Here is a 22,063-nt window from a genome sequence, read left to right on the forward strand (position 1 = left end):
CCTCATGCGCGGTAGTCGCCTGCCGAGGTAGGCCGCCGGAATCCATCATTCCAACAGATGGAATTGATGGTTACCATCTAACGAGAAGAACGATTTGTGAGCCCGCCCGCGTGACTCTCGATCAGCTCCGCATCTTCGCTGCGGTCGCCGAGCGCCAGCATGTCACCCAGGCGGCGCACGCTCTGAACCTCGCCCAGTCGGCCGTGAGCCACGCCGTCGCGGCGCTGGAGTCCCGCTATGGCACGCGCCTGTTCGATCGTATCGGCCGCCGCATCGCCTTGACCGAGGCGGGCCAGGCGCTGTTGCTCGAAGCGCGCATCATCCTTGCCCAGGCTGCCCGGGCCGAGCGGGTGCTCAGCGAATATGGCAGCCTCGAACGCGGCACGCTCGCGGTCCATGCCAGCCAGACCATCGCCGGCTACTGGCTGCCCCGTCACCTGGTCGCCTTCCGCCGCGCCCATCCCGGGATCGCGATCAGCCTGACCATCGGCAACACCGCCCAGGTCGCCGCCGCCATCGAGGCTGGCCTCGCCGAGCTCGGCTTCGTCGAGGGCCTGGTCGAGAGCGAGGCTCTGACCAGCATCCGGGTCGCACGCGATCAGCTCGTGCTGATCGTTGCACCCGACCATCCCTGGGCCGCGATGCCGGCCCTGTCGCCGCGCGACCTGCTCGCCGGCGCGTGGGTGCTGCGCGAACCCGGTTCCGGCACGCGATCCGCCTTCACCCAGGCGCTGGAAGGCCTCGGCATCGCGCCCGATGATCTGCGCGTCGTCATGGAACTGCCGTCCAACGAGGCCGTGCGCGCCGCGGTCGAGGCTGGGCTCGGCGCGACGGTCCTCTCGGCCTCGGTCGCCGCCGCGGGCATCGAGGCCGGGTTGCTCCATCAGGTCCCGCTGTGCCTGCCGGACCGGGCTTTCCATCTGCTGCGCCACCGTCAGCGTCCGGGTAGCCGGGTCGCAGAAGCCCTGATCGCCGCGCTGGGGCACTGATCATGACCGGGAGGGGGCGTTGTCACCGTGGCGGTGGCGCCCCACCGGGCCGACCCAAGGTCGCCATGCCGTCTTCCTGACCCGGCCCACCCTGCCGCGGAATCGGAGGTGCACCGCCCCTCCAACCGCGATAGCGGAGGCATCCGGCCTAGCGGGAAGGCTTCTCGACCCTCGCCGGAGAAAGGCCAACCCTGCCCCCGTCACAACGCCCGCGCGCCCTCATCGTGGCATCGCCGCCGCCAGCGCTGTCGGATCGAGCGCCAGTGCCCGCGCGACGGCGAGATCCGTATCCGCCACCGGTCCGGCCGGGCACAACGCGCGGAGCGCCTCGGCCTCCGCCGTGCTCACCGGGTGCCGCAGGGCGCGGATGCGCGCCTGTCCGGCGCCCATGGGTCGATTGCCGGCGCGCAGGGCTGTCAGTTCCCGTGCCGTCTCCTGCGCCCCGCCGGCGGTACAGAGCCCCGGCAGCACGCCAACGCCCTGGAGCGGCCAGCCCGCGGGCATGATCAGCCGCGACCAGCTCATCAGCAATTCGCCGCCATCGGGCAAGGGCAGGACGAGCTGCACCAGTCCCTTGCCGGTCGTGGTGGTGCCGATCACTGAGGCGCGGCCGCGATCGGCCAGGGTCGCGGCGACGATCTCGGCCGAGGAGGCCGTGCGCCCATCGACCAGGATCACCAGCGGCCGCCCCTCCGCGAGGTCGGGACCGGCGGTGATGTAGAGCCGGCTGGCATCCGGGTGGCGGCCGATGGTGCGGAAGGCCTCGCCCTGGCCGAGGAAGATGTCCGCCACCGCCGCGGCCTGGGAGAGCAGCCCGCCGCGATTGCCCCGCAGGTCCAGGACGATGGCCTTGAGTGGCCCCTGCGACAGGGCGTGCAGCAGCGCCGCAGCCACCTGCCGCTCGGTCTGGGCGGTGAAGGAGGGGATGCGGATCGTCAGCACCTCATCCGACAGTTCGGTCCCGACGGGGGTGCCGGCCGGCAGCACGCGCCGCAGCGTCACGTCCCAGCGCCGACGTCCGCGCTGGACCAGCAGCACGACGTCGCTGCCGGCGGGGCCTTCCAGCAGGCCGGCGGCACTGTCCGCATCGCGCGGCCGCAGCGAGATGCCGTCGATCGCCAGCACCCGGTCGCCGACCGCCAGCCCGGCTTCCGCGGCCGGCCCGTCATGGGAGATGGCGGCGACCACCGTCCCGCCCGTCCGCCCGCGCCCGGGGGCCAGGCGCAGGCCGAGGCCGGCCTCGCCGGTGCGGCGCTCGCGCGCGGCCTGGGCTTCCTCGGGGGTGATGTAGCGGCTGAACGGGTCGAGATGTTCGAAGATGGTCTCGAAGGTCTCGCGGATCAGGCCGGAGGCGCCGCCGTTGCGGATGGCCGACGACGCAGCCCAGCCGGCCTGCTGGAACAGGGTCAGCCGGTCGGCCGCGGCACCGCCAGCGGCGGCGAAGCTCTCGCCTTCCTCGCGTTCAGGCAGGTCGCGGGTCAGCAGCGTCCGGTTCCGCTGCATCAGCCGCATCTCGCGGGCCGTGCGCTGCAGGGTCAGCTCGGGGTCGATGCGGGTCATTCCCGTCAGGCCCCAGACCAGCAGGTCAGCCGGAGTCGCGGCTTCCAGATGGCGTTCGAGGATGGCGGCGAAGCCGGCGCCAAGCACGAGACGCATCTCGTCGCGCGGATAGGCGCCGGTGCGCGTGACCTCCTGCGCACGGCCCGGCGCCGGCAGCAGGAGGAGGAGCAGGACGGCCAGGGCCTGTATCGACAGGGCGACGCCGGCCCGCACCCCGATCCGGCCACCCATGCGGGACATTGTCGCGGGGTGGCCGGATCGGGGTGCGGGCCGCTGCCGATCCCGCGCGAGCGCTAGCGCCGACGGCCGTGCTGATGGCCTTTGGGGGCGGGGCGGGAGGGGCGGCGGGACGGCAGGCCCTGCATCAGGTGGAAAACCATGCCGCCCGTTCGCGGTGTCGCTTCCGCCAGCCGGGCTTCGACGGCATCGCCCAGCCGGAAGATCAGCCTCGTCCTGCGACCGGCCAGCGACTGCGTGGCCTCGTCCAAATCCCATCGGTCGTCCGGCAATGACCCGAGTGGGACGATTCCGCTCGCCCCATTCTCCTCAAGGGTGACGAAGAGGCCGAAGCGAGTCACCCCGGAAATGCGGGCTTCGAACGACTCTCCGACGCGCTGTGCCATGAAAGCCGCGAGGTACCGATCGACCGCATCACGTTCCGCTGCCGCGGCGCGCCGTTCGGTCGAGGTGATGTGCTCGGCGGTGTCGGGGAAGCGCGCGGCCTCCTCCTCGTGCAGCCCGTCCTTGCCGAGCTTCAGTCCGCGGATCAGCGCGCGATGGACCAGCAGGTCGGCATAGCGGCGGATCGGCGAGGTGAAATGCGCGTAGCGCGTCAGCGCGAGGCCGAAATGACCGAGATTGTCGGGCGCATAGGCGGCCTGGGACTGGCCGCGCAGCACGGCCTCGTTCACCAGCCGGTCATGCGGCGTGCCCTTCACCTTCTCCAGCACGCGGGCGAAGTCGCGCGGATGGAGGCGATCACCCTGGGGCAGGGTGATGTCGAAGGTGGCGAGAAACTGCCGCAGCCCTTCGAGCTTCTGGTCCGAGGGCCGGTCATGCACGCGGTACATGCAGGGCTGGTTGAGCCGTTCCAGCTCCTCCGCCGCACAGACATTGGCGGCGACCATGAATTCCTCGATCAGCCGGTGGGCGTCGAGGCGCGAGCGGGGAACGATGGCCGTCACCTGGCCCTTGTCGTTCAGCATCACGCGCCGCTCGGGCATGTCGAGGTCGAGCGTCCCGCGCTTTTCCCGCGCCGCGAGCAGCGCGCGGAAGGCGCCATAGAGCCGGCCCACATGGCCGGGATTCAGCGCGGCCGGATCGGTGCCGGAATCGTGGTGCTCCTGGACCTGCTCATAGGTCAGCCGCGCGGCGGAGCGCATGATGCCGCGGCCGAATTCATGGGCGTGCTTGCGGCCATGCTCGTCGAAGCGCATCTCGACGAAGAGGCAGCCGCGGTCTTCTTCCGGGCGCAGGCTGCACCAGCCGTTCGACAGCGCCTCGGGCAGCATGGGCACGACGCGGTCGGGGAAGTAGACGGAGTTGCCGCGCGCCCAGGCCTCGCGGTCCAGGTGGTCGCCGCTCGTGACGTAATGCGCGACATCGGCGATGGCGACCAGCACGCGCCAGCCGCTGCCATCCGGCTCGGCGAAGACGGCGTCGTCGAAGTCGCGCGCATCCTCGCCGTCGATGGTCACCAGCGGGGTGTCGCGCAGGTCGGTGCGGCCGCGGACGGTGACACCGCGCGCCTTCTCCGCCTGCTGGACGGCTTCGGCGGGGAAGACGTCCGGGATGCCATGGGCGTGGATGCAGACCAGGGAGACCGAGCGCGGTTCGCCCATCATCCCGAGGATCTCGGTGATCCGCGCCGGCTTGGGGCCGAAATGGCGGGTCGAGGGCAGGGGTTCGGCCAGCACGATCTCGCCCGCCTTCGCCCCGTTCGCATCGGCGGGCGCGACCTGCCAGATGCCCTTCTGCCGCCGGTCGGTCGGGATGATCCGGCCTTCCTCATAGACGCCGAGGATGCGGGCCGGCGCCGCGCCGCCGATACGCTTGAAGGTGCGCCCCTCATACTTGCCCGGGCCGATGGCCTTGAGCCGCGCGAGCACCCGTTCGCCGGCGGTCAGCGCCGGCTGCCCCTTGGGTTCGGGGCGCATGTAGATGACCGGCGGGCGGCCCTCGCCCTGCCATTGCAGGGGCCGTGCGATCGGGTCGCCATCCGGGTCGGTGCCGGTGACTTCGACGGGGGCGATCTCGGGCAGGCGGGTGGGGTGGATGATGCCGCGCTTGCCGGCCGGGGCCGAGCCACCTTCGGCGGCGATTTCCCGCATCAGCACGCGCAGCGCCTGGCGCTGGTCGGCGGTCAGGCCGAAGGCGCGGGCGATGGTGGATTTGGTGACGCGGCCGCCGGCCTCGGCGAGGAACTGCTTCAGCGCGACCTTGGAGGGCAGGGGGGGCGGTTCGTCCGGCCGCGCGGCGGCGCGGCGGCGCGCGCTCGCCTGCGGAGCCGCGGCGCGGTGACGGCGCCCCGGGTCGGCATCCATGGGGGCATCGTCCCCGTGCGACGGCGCCGTGCGGCCCTGTTCGCCGGGCTCCTGCTGGTGGTCGCGGGCCGTCGGGACGCGCGCGTGGCCTGAGGGCGTCGCGCCTGCCTTGTCATCGCCGGCCTTGTGCCGCCGCGCGGAAGCGGCCTTCGCCTGTTGCGAGCCGGCTGCCGCGCCGCGCTTCGGGGCGCGCGGTGCCGCGGCGCCGGCGCTCTTGCTCCGTGCCTGGTGCGTGCTGGCGCCGCCGGCCGGCCCCGCATCCGCCTCGGCTTGGCGAAGCCGGCCAAGCACCGGATCCGCATCCTCACGCCGGTCGGGCGCCGGGCCGCGTGCCTTCCGCGACACCTTCCCGCCGCCGACCGTCTTCCCCACGCGGGCGCGCGCCTTGTGCCCCTTGGCCGGCGGCCCGCGCCGGACCATCAGCGGGCGGACTTGCCGGCGCGCGGCGCGGCCTTGGCGGGCGTTTTCTTCGCCGCAGCACCCTTGGCTGGCGCCTTGGCCGCCGCCTTGCGCGCCGGGGCCTTCGCCGCCGCCGGCTTCCGCGCCGGCTTGGCGTCATCCTTCGGCGCCGCCTTGGCTGGGGCCTTCCGCCCCGCCGCTCCGCGCGGCTTCAACGCCTTGCCCTTCTCCTCGAGAAGGGCGACGGCGTCTTCCAGCGAGATGTCCTCCATCGCGACATCGCGCGGCAGGTTCGCGACCGTCTTGCCGTGCTGGGCATAGGGCCCGAAGCGCCCCTTGCGGACCAGCACCGGCTCCTTGTCCTTGGGATGCACGCCGAGTTCCCGCACCCGCGACCGCGCATCGGCCAGCAGGGCGAGCGCCCGGTTCATGCCCACGGTCAGGACGTCATCGTCCTTGTCGAGCGACTTGAACACCGACCCGCAGCGGACATAGGGCCCGAAGCGCCCGAGCCCGGCCGTGATCTCCTCCCCCGTCTCCGGGTCATGCCCGACGATGCGGGGCAGGGAGAGCAGCCCCAGGGCCTGATCCAGAGTTACAGTATCGGGCGATACACCGTTGGGAAGGCTGGTCCTTTTCGGCTTGGTCGGCTTGCCCTTGGCATCCGTCCCCGGCTCGCCGAGCTGGATGTAGAAGCCATAGGGCCCACGCTTCATCGACACCGTCTCGCCCGTCACCGGGTCGGTGCCGAGTTCCTGCTCGGCCGGCGCCGCGCCTTCGCCCTCGCCGGAATCGACGCCGAAGGGCCGCGTATACCGGCATTCCGGGTAGTTCGAGCAGCCGATGAAGGCTCCCGTCTTGCCGAGCCGCAGCCCCAGCCGCCCATTGCCGCAATTGGGGCAGAGCCGCGGGTCCGACCCGTCCGCCCGGGCGGGAAAGATGTGCGGACCGAGATCCTCGTCGAGCGCATCGATCACGTCGCGGATCTTGAGGTCGCGCGTCGCCTCGACCGCCGCCGAGAACTCGGTCCAGAAGGCGCGCATCACCGCCCGCCAATCGACCTGGCCAGCCGAGATCTCGTCGAGCCTCTCCTCCATCGCCGAGGTGAAGCCGGTATCCACATACTTCTCGAAGAAGCGGACGAGGAAGGTCGTCACCATCCGCCCGAGATCCTGCGCGATGAAGCGCCGCTTCTCGAGGGTCACGTATTTCAGGTCCTGCAGCCTTTGCAGGATGGACGCGTAGGTGGACGGCCGCCCAATGCCCAATTCCTCCAGCCGCTTGACCAGCGAGGCCTCCGAATACCGCGGAGGCGGCTGTGTGAAGTGCTGGTTGGCCGCGATTCCATTCAGCTTCAGCGGATCGCGCTCGGCCATGGGCGGCAGGATGCGGGAATCGTCATCCTCGCTCGGCGCGGCGGTGGCGATGCCGGCGCGCGCATCGGCGGCGCGATCGTCCTCGTCCTCGCGATACAGCTTCAGGAAGCCATCGAAGGCCACCACGGAACCTGTTGCCCGGAAACGGATCTTGCCGTCCGCGGACGCGATGTCCACCGCCGTCTGGTCCAGCTCCGCCGCGGCCATCTGCGACGCCACCGCACGCTTCCAGATCAGCTCGTAGAGCCGAAGCTGCGCCCCATCCAGCTCGCGGGCCATCGCCTCCGGCGTGCGGGTCACGTCGGTCGGGCGGATCGCCTCATGCGCTTCCTGGGCGTTCTTCGCCTTGGTCTGGTATTCGCGCGGCGTCACCGGCAGGTAGTCGGGGCCGAAGGCGTCCTTCACATGGTCGCGGATGGCGGCGACCGCCTCCCGCGCCATGGTGACGCCGTCGGTCCGCATATAGGTGATGTGCCCGGCCTCGTAGAGCTGCTGGGCCGTGCGCATCGCCTGCTGCGCGCCCATCCCCAGCTTGCGGCTGGCCTCCATCTGGAGCGTCGAGGTCATGAAGGGCGGCGGCGGATTGCGCCGCGTGCGCTTCTTCTCGACCGAGGCGACCGTGTAGCTAGCCGCCTCCGCCAGCCCCTTGGCGCGGTTGGCCGACCCCGCCTCATGCAGGTCGAACTGGTCGAGCTTCTTCCCGTCCAGATGCGTCATCCGCGCCGTGAAGGGCGCGCCGGCCGGGGTCTGGAACTTCGCCTCGATGGTCCAGTATTCGCGCGGCTTGAAGGCCTCGATCTCGGCCTCGCGCTCGCAGATCAGCCGCAGCGCGACCGACTGCACCCGCCCCGCCGAGCGCGACCCCGGCAGCTTGCGCCACAGCAGCGGCGACAGGGTGTAGCCCACCAGGTAGTCCAGCGCGCGCCGCGCCAGATACGCATCGATCAGCGGCACATCCAGGTCGCGCGGATGGTCGACCGCGTACTGCACGGCCCGCTTGGTGATCTCGTTGAAGGTAATGCGCTGGACATCCTTGCCCTTCAGCGCGCCCCGCTGCCCCAGCATGTCCTTCACATGCCAGGAGATCGCCTCGCCCTCGCGATCCGGGTCGGTGGCGAGGAACAGCCGCTTTGCCCCCTTCAGCGCCTGGGCGATCTTGCCGACCTGGGCCTCGCCGCGGCCGTCCTTGCCCCAGACCATCGCGAAATCCTGGTCGGGCAGGACGGCGCCGTCCTTCTCCTCCAGGTCGCGGACATGCCCGAAGGACGCCAGAACCGTGAAGTCACGCCCGAGATACTTCTCGATCGTCTTGGCCTTGGCCGGCGATTCCACCACGACAACATCGGACATTCGGTCGGATTCACCCAATTGCGCTACGCATGACGCGACGGCCCGGCAGGAGTTCCACCCGGCCCTCGAGCTCCAGATCCGTCAGCACGGCCTGAAGTTCCGGGGCGGTCAGGTGGCAGCGCCGCAGCACCTCGTCAACCGATACCGGCGACAATCCAATCAACTCAAGGATTTGTTCCTGGCCCTCCGGGGGCGGCCCGAGCCCGTCGGACGGCGTTTCGGCTGTTTCGGTGGCGTCCCGGGCCATCCGCGCCGGGTCGAACAGCGGTCCGGCGCGCGGGGCTTCGGGCAGGTGGTCCAGCACGTCTTCGGCGGTCTCGGTCAGGTGCGCCCCCTGGCGGATCAGGTCGTTCGACCCCCGGCAGCGCGGGTCGAGTGGGCTGCCGGGCACGGCGAACACCTCCCGCCCGTGCTCCAGCCCCAGCCGCGCGGTGATCAGCGTGCCGGACCGATGCGCCGCTTCCACCACCACCACGCCGAGCGACAGCCCCGCCACGATCCGGTTGCGCTTGGGGAAATGCCGGTTCTGCGGCGCGGTGCCGAGCGGCATCTCGCTGACCACCGCGCCCCGTTCCGCGATGCGCGCGACCAGCGGCACGTTCTCGGGCGGGTAGGGCACATCGACACCCCCCGGCAACACGGCGACGGTCGCCCCGGATCGCAGCGCGCCGTCATGCGCCGCGGTGTCGATCCCCCGCGCCAGGCCCGAGACCACCGTCAGCCCCTTGCCGGCGAGCGACTCCGCCAGCTCCTCCGCGACCCGCCGCCCGGCGGAGGAGGCATTGCGCGCACCGACGATCGCGACCGCCGGCGCGGCGAGCAGGCCCACATCCCCCAGCACGGCCAGGACCGGCGGGGCATCCGGCAGCAAGGCGAGCAGCGGCGGGTAGAACGGGTCGTCGAGGAAGACGAACCGGCCACCCAAACGCGCCAGGGCGGCTTCCTCGCGGCGGGTTTCGGCCTCCGGCGGCGGGTCGTAGCGGCCGCTCAACTCCGGCAGGGCGTCCAGCGCCGCCTCGGCCGAGCCGTGGCGCGCAAGAAGGCGGCGGAAGGTGAGGGGGCCGATGCCGTCGGTGCGGGCGAGGCGAAGGCGGGCGAGGGTCACGAAAAAGGTCGGGGGCGCCGCCCCCGAACCCCCGCCGGGGTAACCGTGTTACCCCGGACCCCGCCGGGACTTTTGGGTAGCGTCGAAGGCGATGGGCGCATGGTCATCGCGTCAGGATATAGGCTGAAAATCAACCAAGAGGCGATATGACGATGGGGGCGATTCCACCGGCGAGCTGCCATGGCCGGACTCCCCACGCCCGGATGCCTGTGGCGACCCGGCGGAGATCACTGTGCCACTGACCCGCCGCGCCGTTTTTTTGCTGACCCTTGCCGTGCCGGCCCTGGCTCGGGCGGCCCTCCCACCGGGGCCGTCCCGGATCGAGATTCCCGAACGAAGCTCCGCCGCCGGCATCCTCCCGCTCTGGCTCTTCCGCGCCTCGGGCTGGGTGCCGGGCGGGCGGGTGCTGGCCGTGCTCCATGGCGCCGCCCGCGACGGGGACCGCTATCGTGACGTCTGGGCGCCGCTCGCCGAGGCCGCACGAGCCCTGCTGGTCTGCCCCGACTTCACCCGCGCCGGCTACCCGGGCGAGGCCTACAATGAAGGCCGCGTGCAGGGTCCTGATCCGGTCTTCCTCGCCTTGCCGCGCGCGGTCGCGGCGGCGCGCGAAGCGGCCGGCGACGTCGGTAGCCGGCCTTTCGAGGCCTACGGCCATTCCGCTGGCGCGCAGTTTCTGCACCGGTTCCTGCTGCTGTACGGCGCGCCCGGTGCTGGCCGCATGGTCGCCGCGAATGCCGGCTTCTACACCATGCCGACGCTCGACGCCGCCTGGCCCTACGGCCTTGGCGGGGTGGGGGATGTGGCGGTGATGCGATCCGCGCTGACCCGCCCGCTGACCGTGCTGCTGGGCGAGCGCGACACCGATCCGAACCACCGACTGCTGCGCCGCACGTCCGAGGCCATGGCCCAGGGCCCGCATCGCTTCGCCCGCGGCTTGGCCTTCTTCGCGGCCGGGCGACAGGCTGCGGATAGCCTCGGCGTGCGCTGTGCCTGGAACATGGCGATGGTCCCGGGGGTGGCGCATTCAAATGCCGGCATGGCGCCGGCTGCCGCGAATGTCCTGTGGGGTTGAAGGGATACTCGAATGGTCCGGGGTCGGCTGCTGCGCCCGTCGTTCGGGGGCGCCGCGCCGGCGACCCTTACCCTGGATGAGGCGCGCCGTGCTGCGCCCGTCGTTCAGGGGTGCCGCGCTGGCATGTACCGCATTGCAGGTGTCCATCGTTCGTGATGTGTTCTCTTTCTGGCGTTCTTTGACCCCCGCGAATCCGTCCGCTGCCCGTCGCACGAGAGACGTGCCCGGCGGCATGTCAGCCTGACTTCGCCGTCCGGCGCCAGGTCGAGGTTTCCAAAGGCCTTTCGGCCTTTGGCGGGGTGGCTTGGAGGGGCAGAGCCCCTCCAATCGCGCGCCCCGGCCAATTGTCCAAAACCGACGTTCTCGCGGGGTCCTTCAACAGAAGGTAGCAATCACCCCTTCTGCCCGATCTTCGGTTCTGTCCCCGCGATCAGCCGCCGGATATTCCCCTCGTGCCGCCAGAAGATCAGCAGCGCCACCAGCAGGGCGAGCAGGGCGTGCTCGGTGTCCGACAGCACCAGGGCCACGAAAGGTGCCGCGCCGACGGCGGTCAGCGTTGCCGCCGAGGACATCCGCGTCAGCTTCGCCGTGCCCAGCCAAAGCACGGTGCAGACCAGGGCCACCGGCCACATGGCCGCGTAGCAGACGCCGAGGGCGGTCGCCCCGCCCTTGCCGCCCTTGAAGCCGAGCCAGACCGGCATCGTGTGCCCCAGCACGGCGGCGGTGCCGGAGACGAGGTCCTGGTCCCCCAGGAGCCAGCGCGCCAGCAGCACCGCGGCCACGCCCTTCAGCGCGTCCAGGAGCAGCGTCGCGATGGCCAGGCCCTTGCGCCCGGTCCGCAGCACGTTGGTCGCGCCGATATTGCCCGACCCGATGGCGCGGATGTCGCCCAGCCCCGCCGCGTGTGTCAGCAGCAGCCCGAAGGGGATCGACCCGATCAGGTAGCCGCCGGCCAGCGCCAGCACGAAGGCGAGGGAAGGGTCGGTGATCATGCCCCGAAGACCCGCTTGCCGGCCTTCCAGGTGCCCAGCACGCGGCCTTCCAGCGCCCGCCCGTCGAAGGGCGAGTTCTGCGCCTTGCCGGGCAGCTTCCCGGCCTCGACCTTCCAGCCGCGGTCGGGGTGGAACAGCACCAGGTCGGCGGGTGCGCCCTTGGCGAGCCTGCCGCAGTCGAGCCCCAGCAGCGCGGCGGGCTTGCAGGTCAGCAGGCCCAGCGCGATGCCCATGCTGAGGTCCCCGCCATGCACCCGCGCCAGCGTCACGCCGAGCAGCGTGGCGAGCCCCGTCCCGCCGGCTGCCGCCTGGGCGAAGGGCAGGCGCTTGTCGTCGGCGTCATGCGGCTGGTGGTCGGACGCGATCGCATCGATCGTCCCGTCCGCCAGGGCCGCGACCACCGCCTGGCGGTCCGCTTCCGTCCGCAGGGGCGGGGACAGCTTCGCATAGGTCCGGTAGTCGCCGATCGCCGTCTCGTTCAGGTCGAAATAGGGCGGCGCCGTGTCGGCCGTGACCTTCAGCCCCTCCGCCTTGGCCGCGCGGATCAGGTCCAGCGCGCCGATGGTGGAGACGTGGGCGAAATGCACATGCCCGCCGGTGATGCGGGCGAGGGCGATGTCGCGCGCGACCATCATCGCCTCGGCGGCCGGCGGGATGCCCGGCAGGCCGAGCCGCGTCGCCAGTTCGCCCTCCGTCGCGGCGCCGCCGGAGGCCAGCGCCGGTTCCTCCGGATGCTGCACGACGAAGGCGCCGAAGGCGCGCGCGTAGGACAAGGCGATCCGCATGGTGCGTGCATTGCCGATGGCCCGCGCGCCGTCGGTGAAGGCGATCGCGCCGGCTTCGCGCAGCAGGCCGAACTCGGCGAGTTCCTTGCCCGCGCAGCCTGCCGTCGCGGCGCCATACGGCAGCAGGGAGACCGACCCCGTCGCCTCGCCCCGCCGGATCATGAAGGACAGCAGCGCCGGGTCGTCCAGCGCCGGGTCGGTATCCGGCAGCACGCAGACCGTGGTGATCCCGCCCGCGGCCGCGGCCGCGGCAGCCGAGGCAATGGTCTCGCGATGCTCTGCCCCTGGCTCGCCGAGATTGGCCCGCAGGTCCACGAGGCCCGGCGCCAGGCAGGTGCCGGCGGCGTCGATGACCTCCGCACCCTCCGGCGCGGTCAGGCCGGGGCCGAGATCGGCGATGACGCCGCCCTGCACCAGCAGCGCGCCCGGGCCATCGAGGCCGGTCGCAGGATCGATCAGTCGGGCATTGGTGATCAGGAGGTCGCGCATGGCGGGCGAGTTATAGACCGCCCGGCGAGTCTCGCCATGGCCCCCCTCAGTGCGGGCCGAAGCCGAACACGTCACGGTCGGGATCGGCGAGGCCCAGCAGCCAGCGCCCGAAGATCTGCGCCGCGATGACCGAGAAGGTGATCCCGTTCCCCCCGAAGCCGAGCACCGCGAAGCATCGATCCTCCCCCGGCATCGGGCCGATGGCGGGCAGGGAGGTCGCACTCGCCCCGAAGCAGCCGGCCCAGGCGAAGTCGGGCTCGGTGTCCACCCCGGGCAGCAGTGCCGCGAGCTTGCGCCGCAGCGTCGCGATCTTGCGCGGGATCAGGCGGTCGCGCGTCGCCTCGTCGGCGAAGTCGGCATCCTCGCCACCCACCAGAATGCGACCATCGGCCGTACTGCGGAGATAGAGATAGGGGTCCGCCGCCTCCCAGATCAGGCAGCGGGAGGGCCAGAGCCGGCTTGGCTGCGGCCGTGTCGCCATTGCCCAGGTCGAGATGATCCGGTAGCCGCGCGGGCGCAGCAGCGGCGCGAGTTCATAGCCCGTGGCGAGAGCCAGATGGCGGGCCTTCACGGTCGTGCCGCCACCGAGGCGCAGCGTCACGCCGCGGGCGGTCGTCTCGATGCCGGTGACCTCGGCCGGTGCGACCAGCCGGGCGCCGCGCGACAGCGCCGAACGCCACAGGCCCCGGGTGAGCGTCACGGGATCAGCCTCCGCCGCGCCGGCCGACCAGACGGCGCCGGGACGCGCGATGCCGGTCAGCGCGTGGAGTTCCTCGCGCCCGACATGGCGGGATCGCAGGCCGATCCGGGCGCGGGCCTCGGCTTCCGCCCGCAGGCCGGCATCGTCGAGGATGTTGCCTGGCAGATAGGCCGTGTGGCGTTCGCGGAAGCCGCAGCGCAGGCCGAGATCGGCGATGCGCCCGCGCAACGCATCGACCGCCGAGGCCGAACGCCACCAGGCCCGCGCCGCCCGTTCGCGCCCGATACGGCGGATGAGGTGGGTCAGCGGCAGGTCGAGCTCGAATTGCAGCAGCGCCGTGCTGGCGGCGGTGGACCCCAGCGCGAAGCCGCGCCGGTCGAGCACAAGGACGGACCGCCCGGCCGAGAGGGCGGCATCGGCCAGCAGCGCACCGGAGATGCCGCCGCCGATGATGGCGACCTCGGCCGAAAGGTCGTCATCCGGCGCGGTGCCGAGCCCGCCGCGCCTGCCCTGCTTCAGCCAGACGGGGGTGCCGCTGCGCAGGTCGCGCGGCTGCGTCGCCGAATTGCTCCACACGATCGGTTTATCCCCCGCTTTCGGGGTGCCAACGTCGCAGGCTGCACGGATGTTGCATGGTGGCGGCATCGCCGCTCGTAAGGATGGCGGCATCGCCGCCCGCACGGTATGGCGGCGTCCACGCTCGCGAGGTTCCCGAAGATGCGCCGCCGCACCCTGCCTGCCCTCGCCGCCGGCCTGTCCGCGGCGCCGGCGCTGGCCCAGCCACTCTGGCCGACCCGGCCCGTGCGGGTCGTCGTCCCCTTCGCGCCGGGGGGCAGCACGGATGTCTCGACCCGGCTGCTCGCGCCCCGGATGCAGCAGAACCTCGGCCAGCCGGTAGTGATCGAGAACCGCGCCGGCGCCGGCGGGACGATCGGGTCCGATGCGGTCGCCAAGGCCCCGGCCGATGGCTCGACCTTCCTAATGGGGACCATTTCGACCCATGTCCTCGCGGTCGGGCTGTATGGACCGCGGCTGCCTTATGATCCGGAGCGCGACTTCGTCGCGGTCGCGCCGACCGTGCTGGTGCCGATCTGCATCACGGTGCACCCCTCGCTCGGGGTAACGGACCTTGCCGGGCTGATCGCGCTGCTGAAGGCGCATCCGGGGAAATACGCCTATGGCACGGGCGGGGCCGGCGGGTCGGCGCATATCGGGGCGGTGGCTTTCCTCAATGCCATCGGGGCGGAGGCGACGCATGTGCCCTATCGCGGCAGCGGGCCGATGCTGACGGACATGCTCGCCGGGCAGGTGGCGATGTGCTTCGACACGCCCGCGCTGATCGCGCCGCATCACGCGGCGGGGCGGCTGCGCTGCCTGGCGGTGGCCACCGCCACGCGCTCGCCGCTGATGCCGGACGTGCCGACCTCGGCCGAGGCAGGGCTGCCCGGATATCGCGCCTATTCCTGGTTCGGGCTCTTCGCGCCGGCCGGCACGCCGGCATCCATCGTGACGCGCATGAACCAGGCGGTGCGGGAGGCGGTGCTGGACCCCGCCAACCGGCAGCGGCTGGAGGAGCAGGATCTGCCGCCGATCATGGAAGGCAGTCCCGAACAGTTCGCCGCCTTCCTGCGCAGCGAACTGGCGACCTGGGTACCGGTGGTGCGGGCGAGTGGGGCGACGGCGGATTGAGGGCGCGCGGGAGGGGCTCTGCCCCTCCCGGACCCTCCCCGCCAAAGGCCGCACGGCCTTTGGAAACCTCGACCTGGCGCCGGGCACCGCGGTCAGGATCGGATGCCGAAAGCCGCTCCTGCGCACGACGCTTGTTCCGGGGGCGATTGCTGAAGGTTGTGCCCGGCGCCCCTCCGGTTCCGGCGAGCATGGGTGCCCTGCGCCGTCGCTGTTCCTCCGGCCTCATCCCTTCGCTAGAAGCCGGCCATGGACAACAGCATGGCGACCAAGCCCTACAGCAAGCTGAAGGGCGATCCCTGGCGCGCGTATGAGGAACTGCCCGCCGAAGTGCGTCAGGCCCTGCAGGAGTCCCTGGTCGACTGGTGCCCTCTGCGTGCCCGCGAATGGCATATCCACCTGCTGCGCGAGCGGCGGTTGCGGCCGGCCCAGGCGACGCATTTCCTCATCCAGACCATCCGCCGGCACGATCACGCCGAGGTCGCCGCCTTCGCGCGGACATGGCCGAAAGGGCCGAAGGTCTATCCGCATCTCGCGGCCGGCGCGACGCTGCAGCGTTATGCCGGGCGGGAGGGCATCCCCGCCGCCGAACCGCTTCCCGTGCTGCCCGCCGCAAAGCGGTCCGAAGCACCGGCGAAGCAGGTCAAGGCGCCAGCAAAGCGCGCCGATGCCCCGGCGAAGCGCCCCAAGGCAGCAGCGAAGCGGTCCACGCCCGTGGCGAAGCGTTCCAAGCCGCCGACGAAGCGCAAGGCGGGCCGCCGCGCCCGGCGCTGACGCGGGTCGGAGTCCGCCCCTCAGACCGCTTTTTCGAAGAACACCCGCGCGAATCCCGCCTGTGGCGCGCGATGCGTCTCGACGAAGCCGAGACGCGGATAGAGGGCGAGGTTCTCCACCATCTTCTCGTTGGTGTAGAGCGTGACCTTCGCAAACCCGCGGCGCCGCGCCTCGTCTTCCGTGAAGGCGACCAGCGCGCGCCCCAGCCCGCGCCCCTGGGCTGCCGGCGCGATGGCGATGTTGTCGAGTTGCAGCGAGTCCGGAAAATCCTCGAGCACCAGGACGGCGAGCAGGCTGCCGTCTTCCTCGACCACCCAGGCCTCGCCGGCGGCGATGCGCGCGGCATAGTCGTCGGTCATGGGCGCGGGTTCGCGGCCGATGCGCGGGACGTAGAGCGCGTAGGCGGCGCGGACCAGGTCGCGCAGCGCCGCGGCTTCCTCGGGCCGGGCGCGGCGCGGCGGGGTCACCGGTTCCGCGGCAGCCGCCGCGCCAGCACGTCCAGCACCGCCATGCGGCAGGCGACGCCCATCTCGACCTGCTCACCGATCACTGAACGCACGGGGTCGTCGGCGATGGCGCTGTCGATCTCGACGCCGCGATTCATCGGCCCCGGATGCATGACGATGGAATCCGGCTTGGCATGGGCCAGCTTCTCGGCATCCAGGCCGTAGAAGCGGAAGAACTCCCGCGCGGAGGGCACCAGCCCACCCGCCATGCGTTCCTTCTGCAGGCGCAGCATCATCACCACGTCCGCGCCGGCGAGGCCCTTCTTCATGTCGTGGAAGACCTCGACGCCCAAGCGGTCGGCATCGGCCGGGATCAGCGTCGGCGGGCCGATCAGGCGCACCCGGCTGCCCATCGTCGTCAGCAGGTGGACGTTCGACCGCGCGACGCGGGAATGGGTGATGTCGCCGCAGATCGCGACAACCAAGCCTTCGAGCCTTCCCTTGTGGCGGCGGATGGTCAGGGCGTCGAGCAGCGCCTGGGTGGGGTGCTCATGCGTGCCGTCCCCGGCGTTGATCACCGCGGCGTCCACCTTCTGCGACAGCAGGGCCGGGGCGCCGGATTGCGCGTGCCGGATCACCAGCAGGTCGCAATGCATGGCGTTGAGGGTGGAGGCGGTGTCGAGCAGCGTCTCCCCCTTGTTCACCGAGGAGGTGCTGACCGACATGTTGATCACGTCGGCGCCGAGCCGCTTGCCAGCCAGCTCGAAGCTGGTGCGGGTGCGGGTCGAATCCTCGAAGAACAGGTTGATCAGCGTGCGGCCCTTGAGCAGGTCGCGCTGCGTCTTCCCGCTGCGGTTGAGCAGCGCATAGGATTCCGCGAGATCGAGCAGGTCGCCGATATGCGGCGGCTCGAGGCCCTCGATGGCGAGGAGATGTTTGGACGGGTGTGACACGGCCGGAGATTAGGCCGGCGGCGCGGATTCGGCCAGGAGGCTCCCGGGCAGGCCGAGCGCCGCGCGGAGCTGCGCCGCCCGGGCCTGCTGATCCGCCTCGACGGGGCCTTCGCCGATCAGGCGTTCCCGCCCGTCGGCCGCGACGATCAGGGTGCGGAACAGGAGATCGCCGTCATCGTCCTTGCCGCGGCGGATGTCGATGGCCGCGATGGCGCCGGCGGGAAAGGCCTCGACCTCACGCCCGAAGGCGCTGCGGCGGACCATGCTGGCGCTGCCATCCGCAGCGACCACCAGCCGCGTGCAGGGTTGGGACAGCAGATGCCCGGCAACCGGAATGCCGATCAGCCAGAACAGGGCGATGGCGCCGTATTGCAGGTCCGCGGGCTGGGAGGGGTGCGGCCCGTCCCGCGCGATGACCCCGGTCATCAGCAACAGGAAACCCAGCCAGAGGCCGATGAAGGCCCAACCCGCGATGGCGGTCCGGTTCCGGGCCTCGAAGCGTGGTGGGCCGGCGGTCACGCCGGCAGGAAGATCCAATTGAAGACGTAGTCCTCCCGCTTCGTCCGGGGTCCATGCAGGCGCGGCAGATCGGCGCGGTCGAGCTTCACTGGCCCCTCCGGACCGGCGACATGGGCGACGTAGCCCAGCGCCTCGACCTCGGCGATCGCCTCGGCGATGGGGCGATGGAGGTGCTTCTCCTCCATCTCGATCACCAGCACCGGGCGGCAGCGCGCGATCAGCCCGGCGGCGCCGCGCAATACGGCGGCTTCGTAGCCCTCCACGTCGATCTTGATCAGGCCGACATCGCCGGTCTCGATCTCGTCCAGCCGGCGGGTGGGCACGCTCACCGCGCCATAGGCGCAGTCCCCCAGGCTGTCATGGGCGAGGGTGGCACCCTGGTTGGAATAGCCCTTGCGGCGCCGCGGCACCCGCAACTCCGCCGAGCCCGACGCGTCCGACAGAGCGATGGGCAGGGCCGTGGCCCCGGAGCCAAGCCGGCGGGATAATTCGCGGAACAGCTTCGGATTGGGCTCGAACGCCAGGACGGCGCCAGAATGGCGGCGCAGCATCTCGGTCCAGATGCCGCGGTTGGCGCCGACATCGATCGAGACGCGCCGCGGGTCGGCGAGTAGCGGAACAAGGCGCAACTCCCGCTCGCCACGCCGCAGGGCGCGGGCAAGGTCCCAGCGCAGGGCGAGGCGGGCCGGGACGCAGGCGTGGCGCAGCCGTTCCTCGATGGATACTGGCGGGGCCCACGCCGTCGCGGCGGCAAGTTCTGCCAGCATGGTCGCGTGGCGGGTCATAAAGTGTCTCCTGCGCCGATCGCGGTCAGGGCGTCCGGCGCGCTGCGCAGCATAGTCAGAGCCGTCCCGCGGTCCATGGTCGCGCGGCATCGTGTCGCGACACACGCGACATGTATCGCCAGTCGGATGTTTTCCCGGATCAATTGAAACTTCTTTCCATCCTTCCACTTCATGTCGTATTTAATGCGGAACGTTCTGGTGCGCGTTCGGCTGGAAGGATGGCCGGAATGGCGAAGCCTCCCGTCGGGTTATTGCGACCGGTTGCGCTGCTGCTGACCGGAGTGCTGGCCGCAGGGTGCGGTGGGCTGAGTTCGACCCCCGCGCATCCCATGAATTTCGGCGACGTCTCGCGGGGTCTGGAGGCCGAGGTCTCCGGGACCACGATCAGCGGCTGCATCGCGACGCCGCTCGACGCCCAGGATCTCTGCCGCGACCGGATCGTGCAGTCGATGATGGTCCTCATCGACATGAACTACACGGTCTTCGAACGCGAACTGAACGACACCAACCGCTACAGCGGCTTCGCGACGAGCGTCGCGGTCATGGGCCTGGCCGGCGCGGCGAGCATCAGCAGCGTCCCCGTCTCCACGGCGCGCATCCTGTCCGCGCTTGCCGCCGGCCTGACCGGCGCGCGGGAGGCCTTCGACCGGGACGTGCTCGCGGAGCGCACGACGACCTCGCTGCTCGTCTCCATGCGGGCGAACCGCAACACCATCGCCCGGCGCATCCGCAATGGGCTGAAGGCCCGCGCGCGCGACTATCCGGTGGGGACCGCCCTGCAGGACCTGCTGGCGTATTTCCGGGCGGGCACCATCCAGGGCGCGATCGTCAACGTGGCCGAGGCGGTGGGCCTGAGCGCCTTCGAGGCGAGGCTGGCGCTGGACGGCCGCAGGCTCACGGAACAGCCGCTGCCGCCGGACCGGCCGTTGTCGCCGCAGCCGCAACCGCCGGCGTCGCAGCCGGCGCGTGCGCCGCTGACCATTCCGCCGCCGCTGCCGCCCGAGGAACTGCGCTTGCAGCAATGCCTGCTGCAGATGCTGCGCGACCCCGACCCGCTGCGGCGCGAGCAGAACGAGGCCAATATGCGTCGCGTCGTGCAGGAGCTGCTGCCCGGCCAGAACGTGCCACCGCGCCGCGTCATCCAGAGCGCCTCCCTGCGCCCCGAACTCCTTGAACTGGGCCGGCGCCTCTGCCCGCCGCCGCCGCCCGCGCCAGGGGCCGCGGTCAGCTCCCCGCCGGTCGTGATCACGCCGGCGCCGGCCGGGCCGCGCCCGCTCAATCCGCCGGAAGGCGCGGCGCCAGGGAGGTAAGGATGGCCGGCGACGATGTCATTCCGATGGACTTCATCACCAACCGCCTCGACATACCGGGATCGGACCCGGATGAGGAAATCGCGCTGCTGCTGAGGGACGAAGTGGCGGCGGCCGCGGGGCGCTACCGGGTCGAGGCCAAGCGGCGGGACGAGCCCGAAGGTGTTTTCGCGGAATTCCGCTTCTTTCCCCTCGACGGCGCCGAGACGCTCGGCGAGCTGTCGCGCCGGTTCGAGGTCGGGAAAGGCGGGCCGGGGACGATCTCGGGCGGGGTCGGTGATCCGGGCGGCAAGTCCTATGGCAACTGGCAGATGACGAGCCAGCCCAAGGGCGGCACGGTGCGGCGCTTCGTCGATGATCCGTCCTTCGCCTTCGCGGACCGTTTCGCCGGGCTCGATCCGGGGTCCGAGGCCTTCGACACGGCCTGGAAGGGGCTTGCCCAGGCCGATGCCGAGGGGTTCCGGCATGCCCAGCACGCCTTCATCATGCGGGATTACTACGAGCCGGCCGCCGCCAGGCTGCGCCAGGCGGGTCTCGATGTGCGGACGCGGTCGCATACGCTGCGCGACGTGCTGTGGTCGACCGCGGTCCAGCATGGGCCGGGCAATGGCGTGGCGATCTTCGGCATTGCGTTGGCGGCGGCGGGGGCAGGGCCCGATGACGAACCCCTGATCCGGGCGGTCTATGCCGAACGCGGCCGGGTCGGCCCGGATGGCAAGCTGATCCGCTTCAAGAGCAGTTCGCCTGCGGTGCAGAAGGGGGTGGCCGAGCGTTTCGTGAATGAGCTGCGGGACGCGCTCGCCATGCTCGCCAAGGAAAAGCAGGCGGTGCCCGTGCCGCCGCCCCCGGCGGCCACGGCCGCGGCCCTCGCGGCCGCCGGCGAGCCGGCCTGGTTCACCGTGGCCCGTGGCGAGATCGGCCAGAAGGAGAAGCAGGGCGCGAGCGACAATCCGCGCATCCGCGAATACTTCACCTGGACGAGCCTCGGCGAACAGCCGGACAGCGTGCCCTGGTGCGGCGCCTTCATATCCTTCTGTTTCGGGAAGGGGGGCGCCCTGCGCAAGGGCGAGGGGTCGGCCCGCGCGGCCGATTGGCTGCTCTGGGGACGGGCCCTGGACCAGCCGGTGCGCGGCTGCCTCGTCGTGCTCGAGGCGCAGGCCAAGGGCGCATCGGGCCATGTCGGGTTTCTCGACAGCCTCTCGGACTCCGAGGTCCGCCTGCTGGGGGGCAACCAGGCGGATGCTGTGAATGTCACCACCTTCCGGCGCGGCGAGGTGCGGAAATTCGGGTTCCGATGGCCGAACTGATGGCGGCGGGGTGGCGGAGTTTTCGGGCGGTCTCTCATGCCAACGGCCATCGGGAATGAGCGATGCAGGTGGTCTGGAGGGGCGCCGCCCTTCCAGACCACCCCGCCACCGGGTTCATGCTGCCCCCGCCAGGCGCCTTGCGTGCGCAAGAGCGGGTCTTGTCGCTGTTCTGCCCGTCGCGCCCGGCACCAGATCGAGGTTTCCAAAGGCCCTGTGGCCTTTGGTGGGGTGAGCCCGAGAGGGGCAAGGCGCCTCTCGGTTCCACGGCGCAGGACGAGGGCCTCATACCGCCGAGCCTTGCTGGTGACCTCGTCATCGGCGAGGCGAACGGCATGGCGCGCCGGGTTGGTGGAGCGGCCGCGCGCAAGACCAGGACTCTGACGCCGGGTCAGCCGAAAGGCTGGCTGGTATCAGTCCGGCGAGGATGGCGCCGGGCGGCTTGCATCCAGCGCGCCCTGGAGCATGTAGGCTGCGGCTGCGCGGTCGACCGCCTCGGCACGTTTCGCGCGGGTCAGGTCGGCCTCGGCGATCAGCATGCGGTTCACGGCCGCCGAGCTGAGCCGTTCATCGAACAGGGCGCAGGGCAGGCCGGTGGCGTCCGAGACGGCGCGGGCCCAATCCTTCGCCGCCTGGGCGGCCGGGCCCATGGTCCCGTCCATGGACAAGGGCAGGCCGATGACCAGGCCGCCGGCATCCTCCTTCTTCGCGATGGCGGCGATCTCGGCGGCGTTGGCGGCGAGTTTCCCGCGCTTGATCGCGGCATAGGGGCTCGCCAGCATCAGCGTCACGTCGGACAGGGCGACGCCGATGGTCTTGCTGCCCGGGTCGAGGCCGATCAGGCGCTGGTAGCGTCGCAGGCCGGCCCGGAGGTCGTTCAGGTTGATGATGGCCATGCCGGGGCTTATGGTCCGCGCCCCGTTCCC

The 22,063-nt window shown here is 71.4% G+C and carries 18 protein-coding genes; 6 read left to right on the plus strand and 12 right to left on the minus strand.

The annotated features are described in order from the left end of the window. Positions 1 to 110 precede the first annotated feature (110 nt). On the plus strand, positions 111 to 989 hold the full coding sequence (locus tag KPL78_RS03950; protein ID WP_219761573.1) for a LysR family transcriptional regulator: 879 nt from the start codon (positions 111 to 113) through the stop codon (positions 987 to 989). 219 nt (positions 990 to 1,208) lie between these two features. Here KPL78_RS03950 and KPL78_RS03955 read toward each other — a convergent pair whose 3' ends face one another. From KPL78_RS03955 to dprA, 4 genes are all read right to left on the minus strand, one after another. Then, positions 1,209 to 2,780 (minus strand): S41 family peptidase, encoded by a 1,572-nt coding sequence (locus KPL78_RS03955; RefSeq protein WP_219761574.1) that lies wholly within the window; start codon positions 2,778 to 2,780, stop codon positions 1,209 to 1,211. A gap of 62 nt (positions 2,781 to 2,842) precedes the next feature. Further along, complete coding sequence (rnr, locus tag KPL78_RS03960; protein WP_369412617.1) at positions 2,843 to 5,464, minus strand: ribonuclease R; 2,622 nt, start codon at positions 5,462 to 5,464, stop codon at positions 2,843 to 2,845. 47 nt (positions 5,465 to 5,511) lie between these two features. Continuing rightward, entirely contained in the window at positions 5,512 to 8,217 is a 2,706-nt protein-coding gene (topA, locus tag KPL78_RS03965; protein ID WP_219761575.1) for a type I DNA topoisomerase, read from the minus strand. A gap of 10 nt (positions 8,218 to 8,227) precedes the next feature. After that, the gene (gene dprA / locus KPL78_RS03970) at positions 8,228 to 9,322 is read right to left on the minus strand and encodes a DNA-processing protein DprA (RefSeq protein ID WP_219761576.1); all 1,095 of its coding nucleotides are present in this window, start codon (positions 9,320 to 9,322) and stop codon (positions 8,228 to 8,230) included. Between the two features lie 232 nt (positions 9,323 to 9,554). Between dprA and KPL78_RS03975 the strand changes: the two genes are divergently transcribed. Beyond that, positions 9,555 to 10,394, plus strand: a complete 840-nt coding sequence (locus KPL78_RS03975) for a hypothetical protein (RefSeq protein ID WP_219761577.1) — start codon at positions 9,555 to 9,557, stop codon at positions 10,392 to 10,394. 392 nt (positions 10,395 to 10,786) lie between these two features. Here the strand turns inward: KPL78_RS03975 and plsY are convergent, their stop codons facing one another. From plsY to KPL78_RS03990, 3 genes are read right to left on the minus strand one after another with little or no spacing between them, the layout of a single operon-like run. Next, the gene (gene plsY / locus KPL78_RS03980) at positions 10,787 to 11,386 is read right to left on the minus strand and encodes a glycerol-3-phosphate 1-O-acyltransferase PlsY (RefSeq protein WP_219761578.1); all 600 of its coding nucleotides are present in this window, start codon (positions 11,384 to 11,386) and stop codon (positions 10,787 to 10,789) included. Further along, positions 11,383 to 12,660 (minus strand): dihydroorotase, encoded by a 1,278-nt coding sequence (locus KPL78_RS03985; protein WP_219761579.1) that lies wholly within the window; start codon positions 12,658 to 12,660, stop codon positions 11,383 to 11,385. Before KPL78_RS03985 ends, plsY begins: the two co-directional genes overlap by 4 nt. A gap of 46 nt (positions 12,661 to 12,706) precedes the next feature. Beyond that, a complete protein-coding gene (locus KPL78_RS03990) occupies positions 12,707 to 13,936 on the minus strand; it encodes an NAD(P)/FAD-dependent oxidoreductase (protein WP_219761580.1) in 1,230 nt (409 codons plus the stop codon). Positions 13,937 to 14,077: 141 nt separating this feature from the next. Here KPL78_RS03990 and KPL78_RS03995 point away from each other — a divergent pair, with 141 nt between their 5' ends. Both KPL78_RS03995 and KPL78_RS04000 read left to right on the plus strand, forming a co-directional pair. Then, positions 14,078 to 15,049: a Bug family tripartite tricarboxylate transporter substrate binding protein gene (locus KPL78_RS03995; RefSeq protein WP_219761581.1), complete on the plus strand. Its 972-nt coding sequence runs from the start codon at positions 14,078 to 14,080 to the stop codon at positions 15,047 to 15,049. Between the two features lie 246 nt (positions 15,050 to 15,295). Then, a complete protein-coding gene (locus tag KPL78_RS04000; RefSeq protein ID WP_219761582.1) occupies positions 15,296 to 15,820 on the plus strand; it encodes a DUF6525 family protein in 525 nt (174 codons plus the stop codon). 20 nt (positions 15,821 to 15,840) lie between these two features. Here the strand turns inward: KPL78_RS04000 and KPL78_RS04005 are convergent, their stop codons facing one another. From KPL78_RS04005 to KPL78_RS04020, 4 genes are read right to left on the minus strand one after another with little or no spacing between them, the layout of a single operon-like run. Continuing rightward, positions 15,841 to 16,287: a GNAT family N-acetyltransferase gene (locus tag KPL78_RS04005; RefSeq protein ID WP_219761583.1), complete on the minus strand. Its 447-nt coding sequence runs from the start codon at positions 16,285 to 16,287 to the stop codon at positions 15,841 to 15,843. Further along, positions 16,284 to 17,219 (minus strand): aspartate carbamoyltransferase catalytic subunit, encoded by a 936-nt coding sequence (locus KPL78_RS04010; protein WP_219761584.1) that lies wholly within the window; start codon positions 17,217 to 17,219, stop codon positions 16,284 to 16,286. The genes KPL78_RS04005 and KPL78_RS04010 overlap by 4 nt, the downstream gene beginning before the upstream one ends. A gap of 9 nt (positions 17,220 to 17,228) precedes the next feature. Then, positions 17,229 to 17,756: a hypothetical protein gene (locus tag KPL78_RS04015; RefSeq protein WP_219761585.1), complete on the minus strand. Its 528-nt coding sequence runs from the start codon at positions 17,754 to 17,756 to the stop codon at positions 17,229 to 17,231. Further along, the gene (locus tag KPL78_RS04020) at positions 17,735 to 18,523 is read right to left on the minus strand and encodes an FkbM family methyltransferase (RefSeq protein WP_219761586.1); all 789 of its coding nucleotides are present in this window, start codon (positions 18,521 to 18,523) and stop codon (positions 17,735 to 17,737) included. The genes KPL78_RS04015 and KPL78_RS04020 overlap by 22 nt, the downstream gene beginning before the upstream one ends. Positions 18,524 to 18,750: 227 nt before the next feature. Between KPL78_RS04020 and KPL78_RS04025 the strand changes: the two genes are divergently transcribed. Both KPL78_RS04025 and KPL78_RS04030 read left to right on the plus strand, forming a co-directional pair. Then, the gene (locus KPL78_RS04025) at positions 18,751 to 19,833 is read left to right on the plus strand and encodes a hypothetical protein (RefSeq protein WP_219761587.1); all 1,083 of its coding nucleotides are present in this window, start codon (positions 18,751 to 18,753) and stop codon (positions 19,831 to 19,833) included. A gap of 2 nt (positions 19,834 to 19,835) precedes the next feature. After that, a complete protein-coding gene (locus KPL78_RS04030) occupies positions 19,836 to 21,140 on the plus strand; it encodes a TIGR02594 family protein (RefSeq protein WP_219761588.1) in 1,305 nt (434 codons plus the stop codon). A 410-nt stretch (positions 21,141 to 21,550) separates the two neighbouring features. Here the strand turns inward: KPL78_RS04030 and ruvX are convergent, their stop codons facing one another. Next, entirely contained in the window at positions 21,551 to 22,033 is a 483-nt protein-coding gene (gene ruvX, locus KPL78_RS04035; protein WP_219761589.1) for a Holliday junction resolvase RuvX, read from the minus strand. Between the last annotated feature and the right edge of the window lie 30 nt (positions 22,034 to 22,063).

The sequence above is a fragment of the Roseomonas alba genome (genome assembly GCF_019430885.1).
In the GTDB taxonomy this organism is placed as follows: domain Bacteria; phylum Pseudomonadota; class Alphaproteobacteria; order Acetobacterales; family Acetobacteraceae; genus Neoroseomonas; species Neoroseomonas alba.

Bases quoted from the DNA above. Each gene is read 5' to 3' on its own strand.
- KPL78_RS04025 (WP_219761587.1), top strand. From the start codon at position 18,751: ATGGCGAAGCCTCCCGTCGGGTTATTGCGACCGGTTGCGCTGCTGCTG.
- KPL78_RS04000 (WP_219761582.1), top strand. From the start codon at position 15,296: ATGGACAACAGCATGGCGACCAAGCCCTACAGCAAGCTGAAGGGCGAT.
- KPL78_RS03995 (WP_219761581.1), top strand. From the start codon at position 14,078: ATGCGCCGCCGCACCCTGCCTGCCCTCGCCGCCGGCCTGTCCGCGGCG.
- topA (WP_219761575.1), bottom strand. From the start codon at position 8,217: ATGTCCGATGTTGTCGTGGTGGAATCGCCGGCCAAGGCCAAGACGATC.
- KPL78_RS03985 (WP_219761579.1), bottom strand. From the start codon at position 12,660: ATGCGCGACCTCCTGATCACCAATGCCCGACTGATCGATCCTGCGACC.
- KPL78_RS04020 (WP_219761586.1), bottom strand. From the start codon at position 18,523: ATGACCCGCCACGCGACCATGCTGGCAGAACTTGCCGCCGCGACGGCG.
- ruvX (WP_219761589.1), bottom strand. From the start codon at position 22,033: ATGGCCATCATCAACCTGAACGACCTCCGGGCCGGCCTGCGACGCTAC.
- plsY (WP_219761578.1), bottom strand. From the start codon at position 11,386: ATGATCACCGACCCTTCCCTCGCCTTCGTGCTGGCGCTGGCCGGCGGC.
- KPL78_RS04030 (WP_219761588.1), top strand. From the start codon at position 19,836: ATGGCCGGCGACGATGTCATTCCGATGGACTTCATCACCAACCGCCTC.
- KPL78_RS03955 (WP_219761574.1), bottom strand. From the start codon at position 2,780: ATGGGTGGCCGGATCGGGGTGCGGGCCGGCGTCGCCCTGTCGATACAG.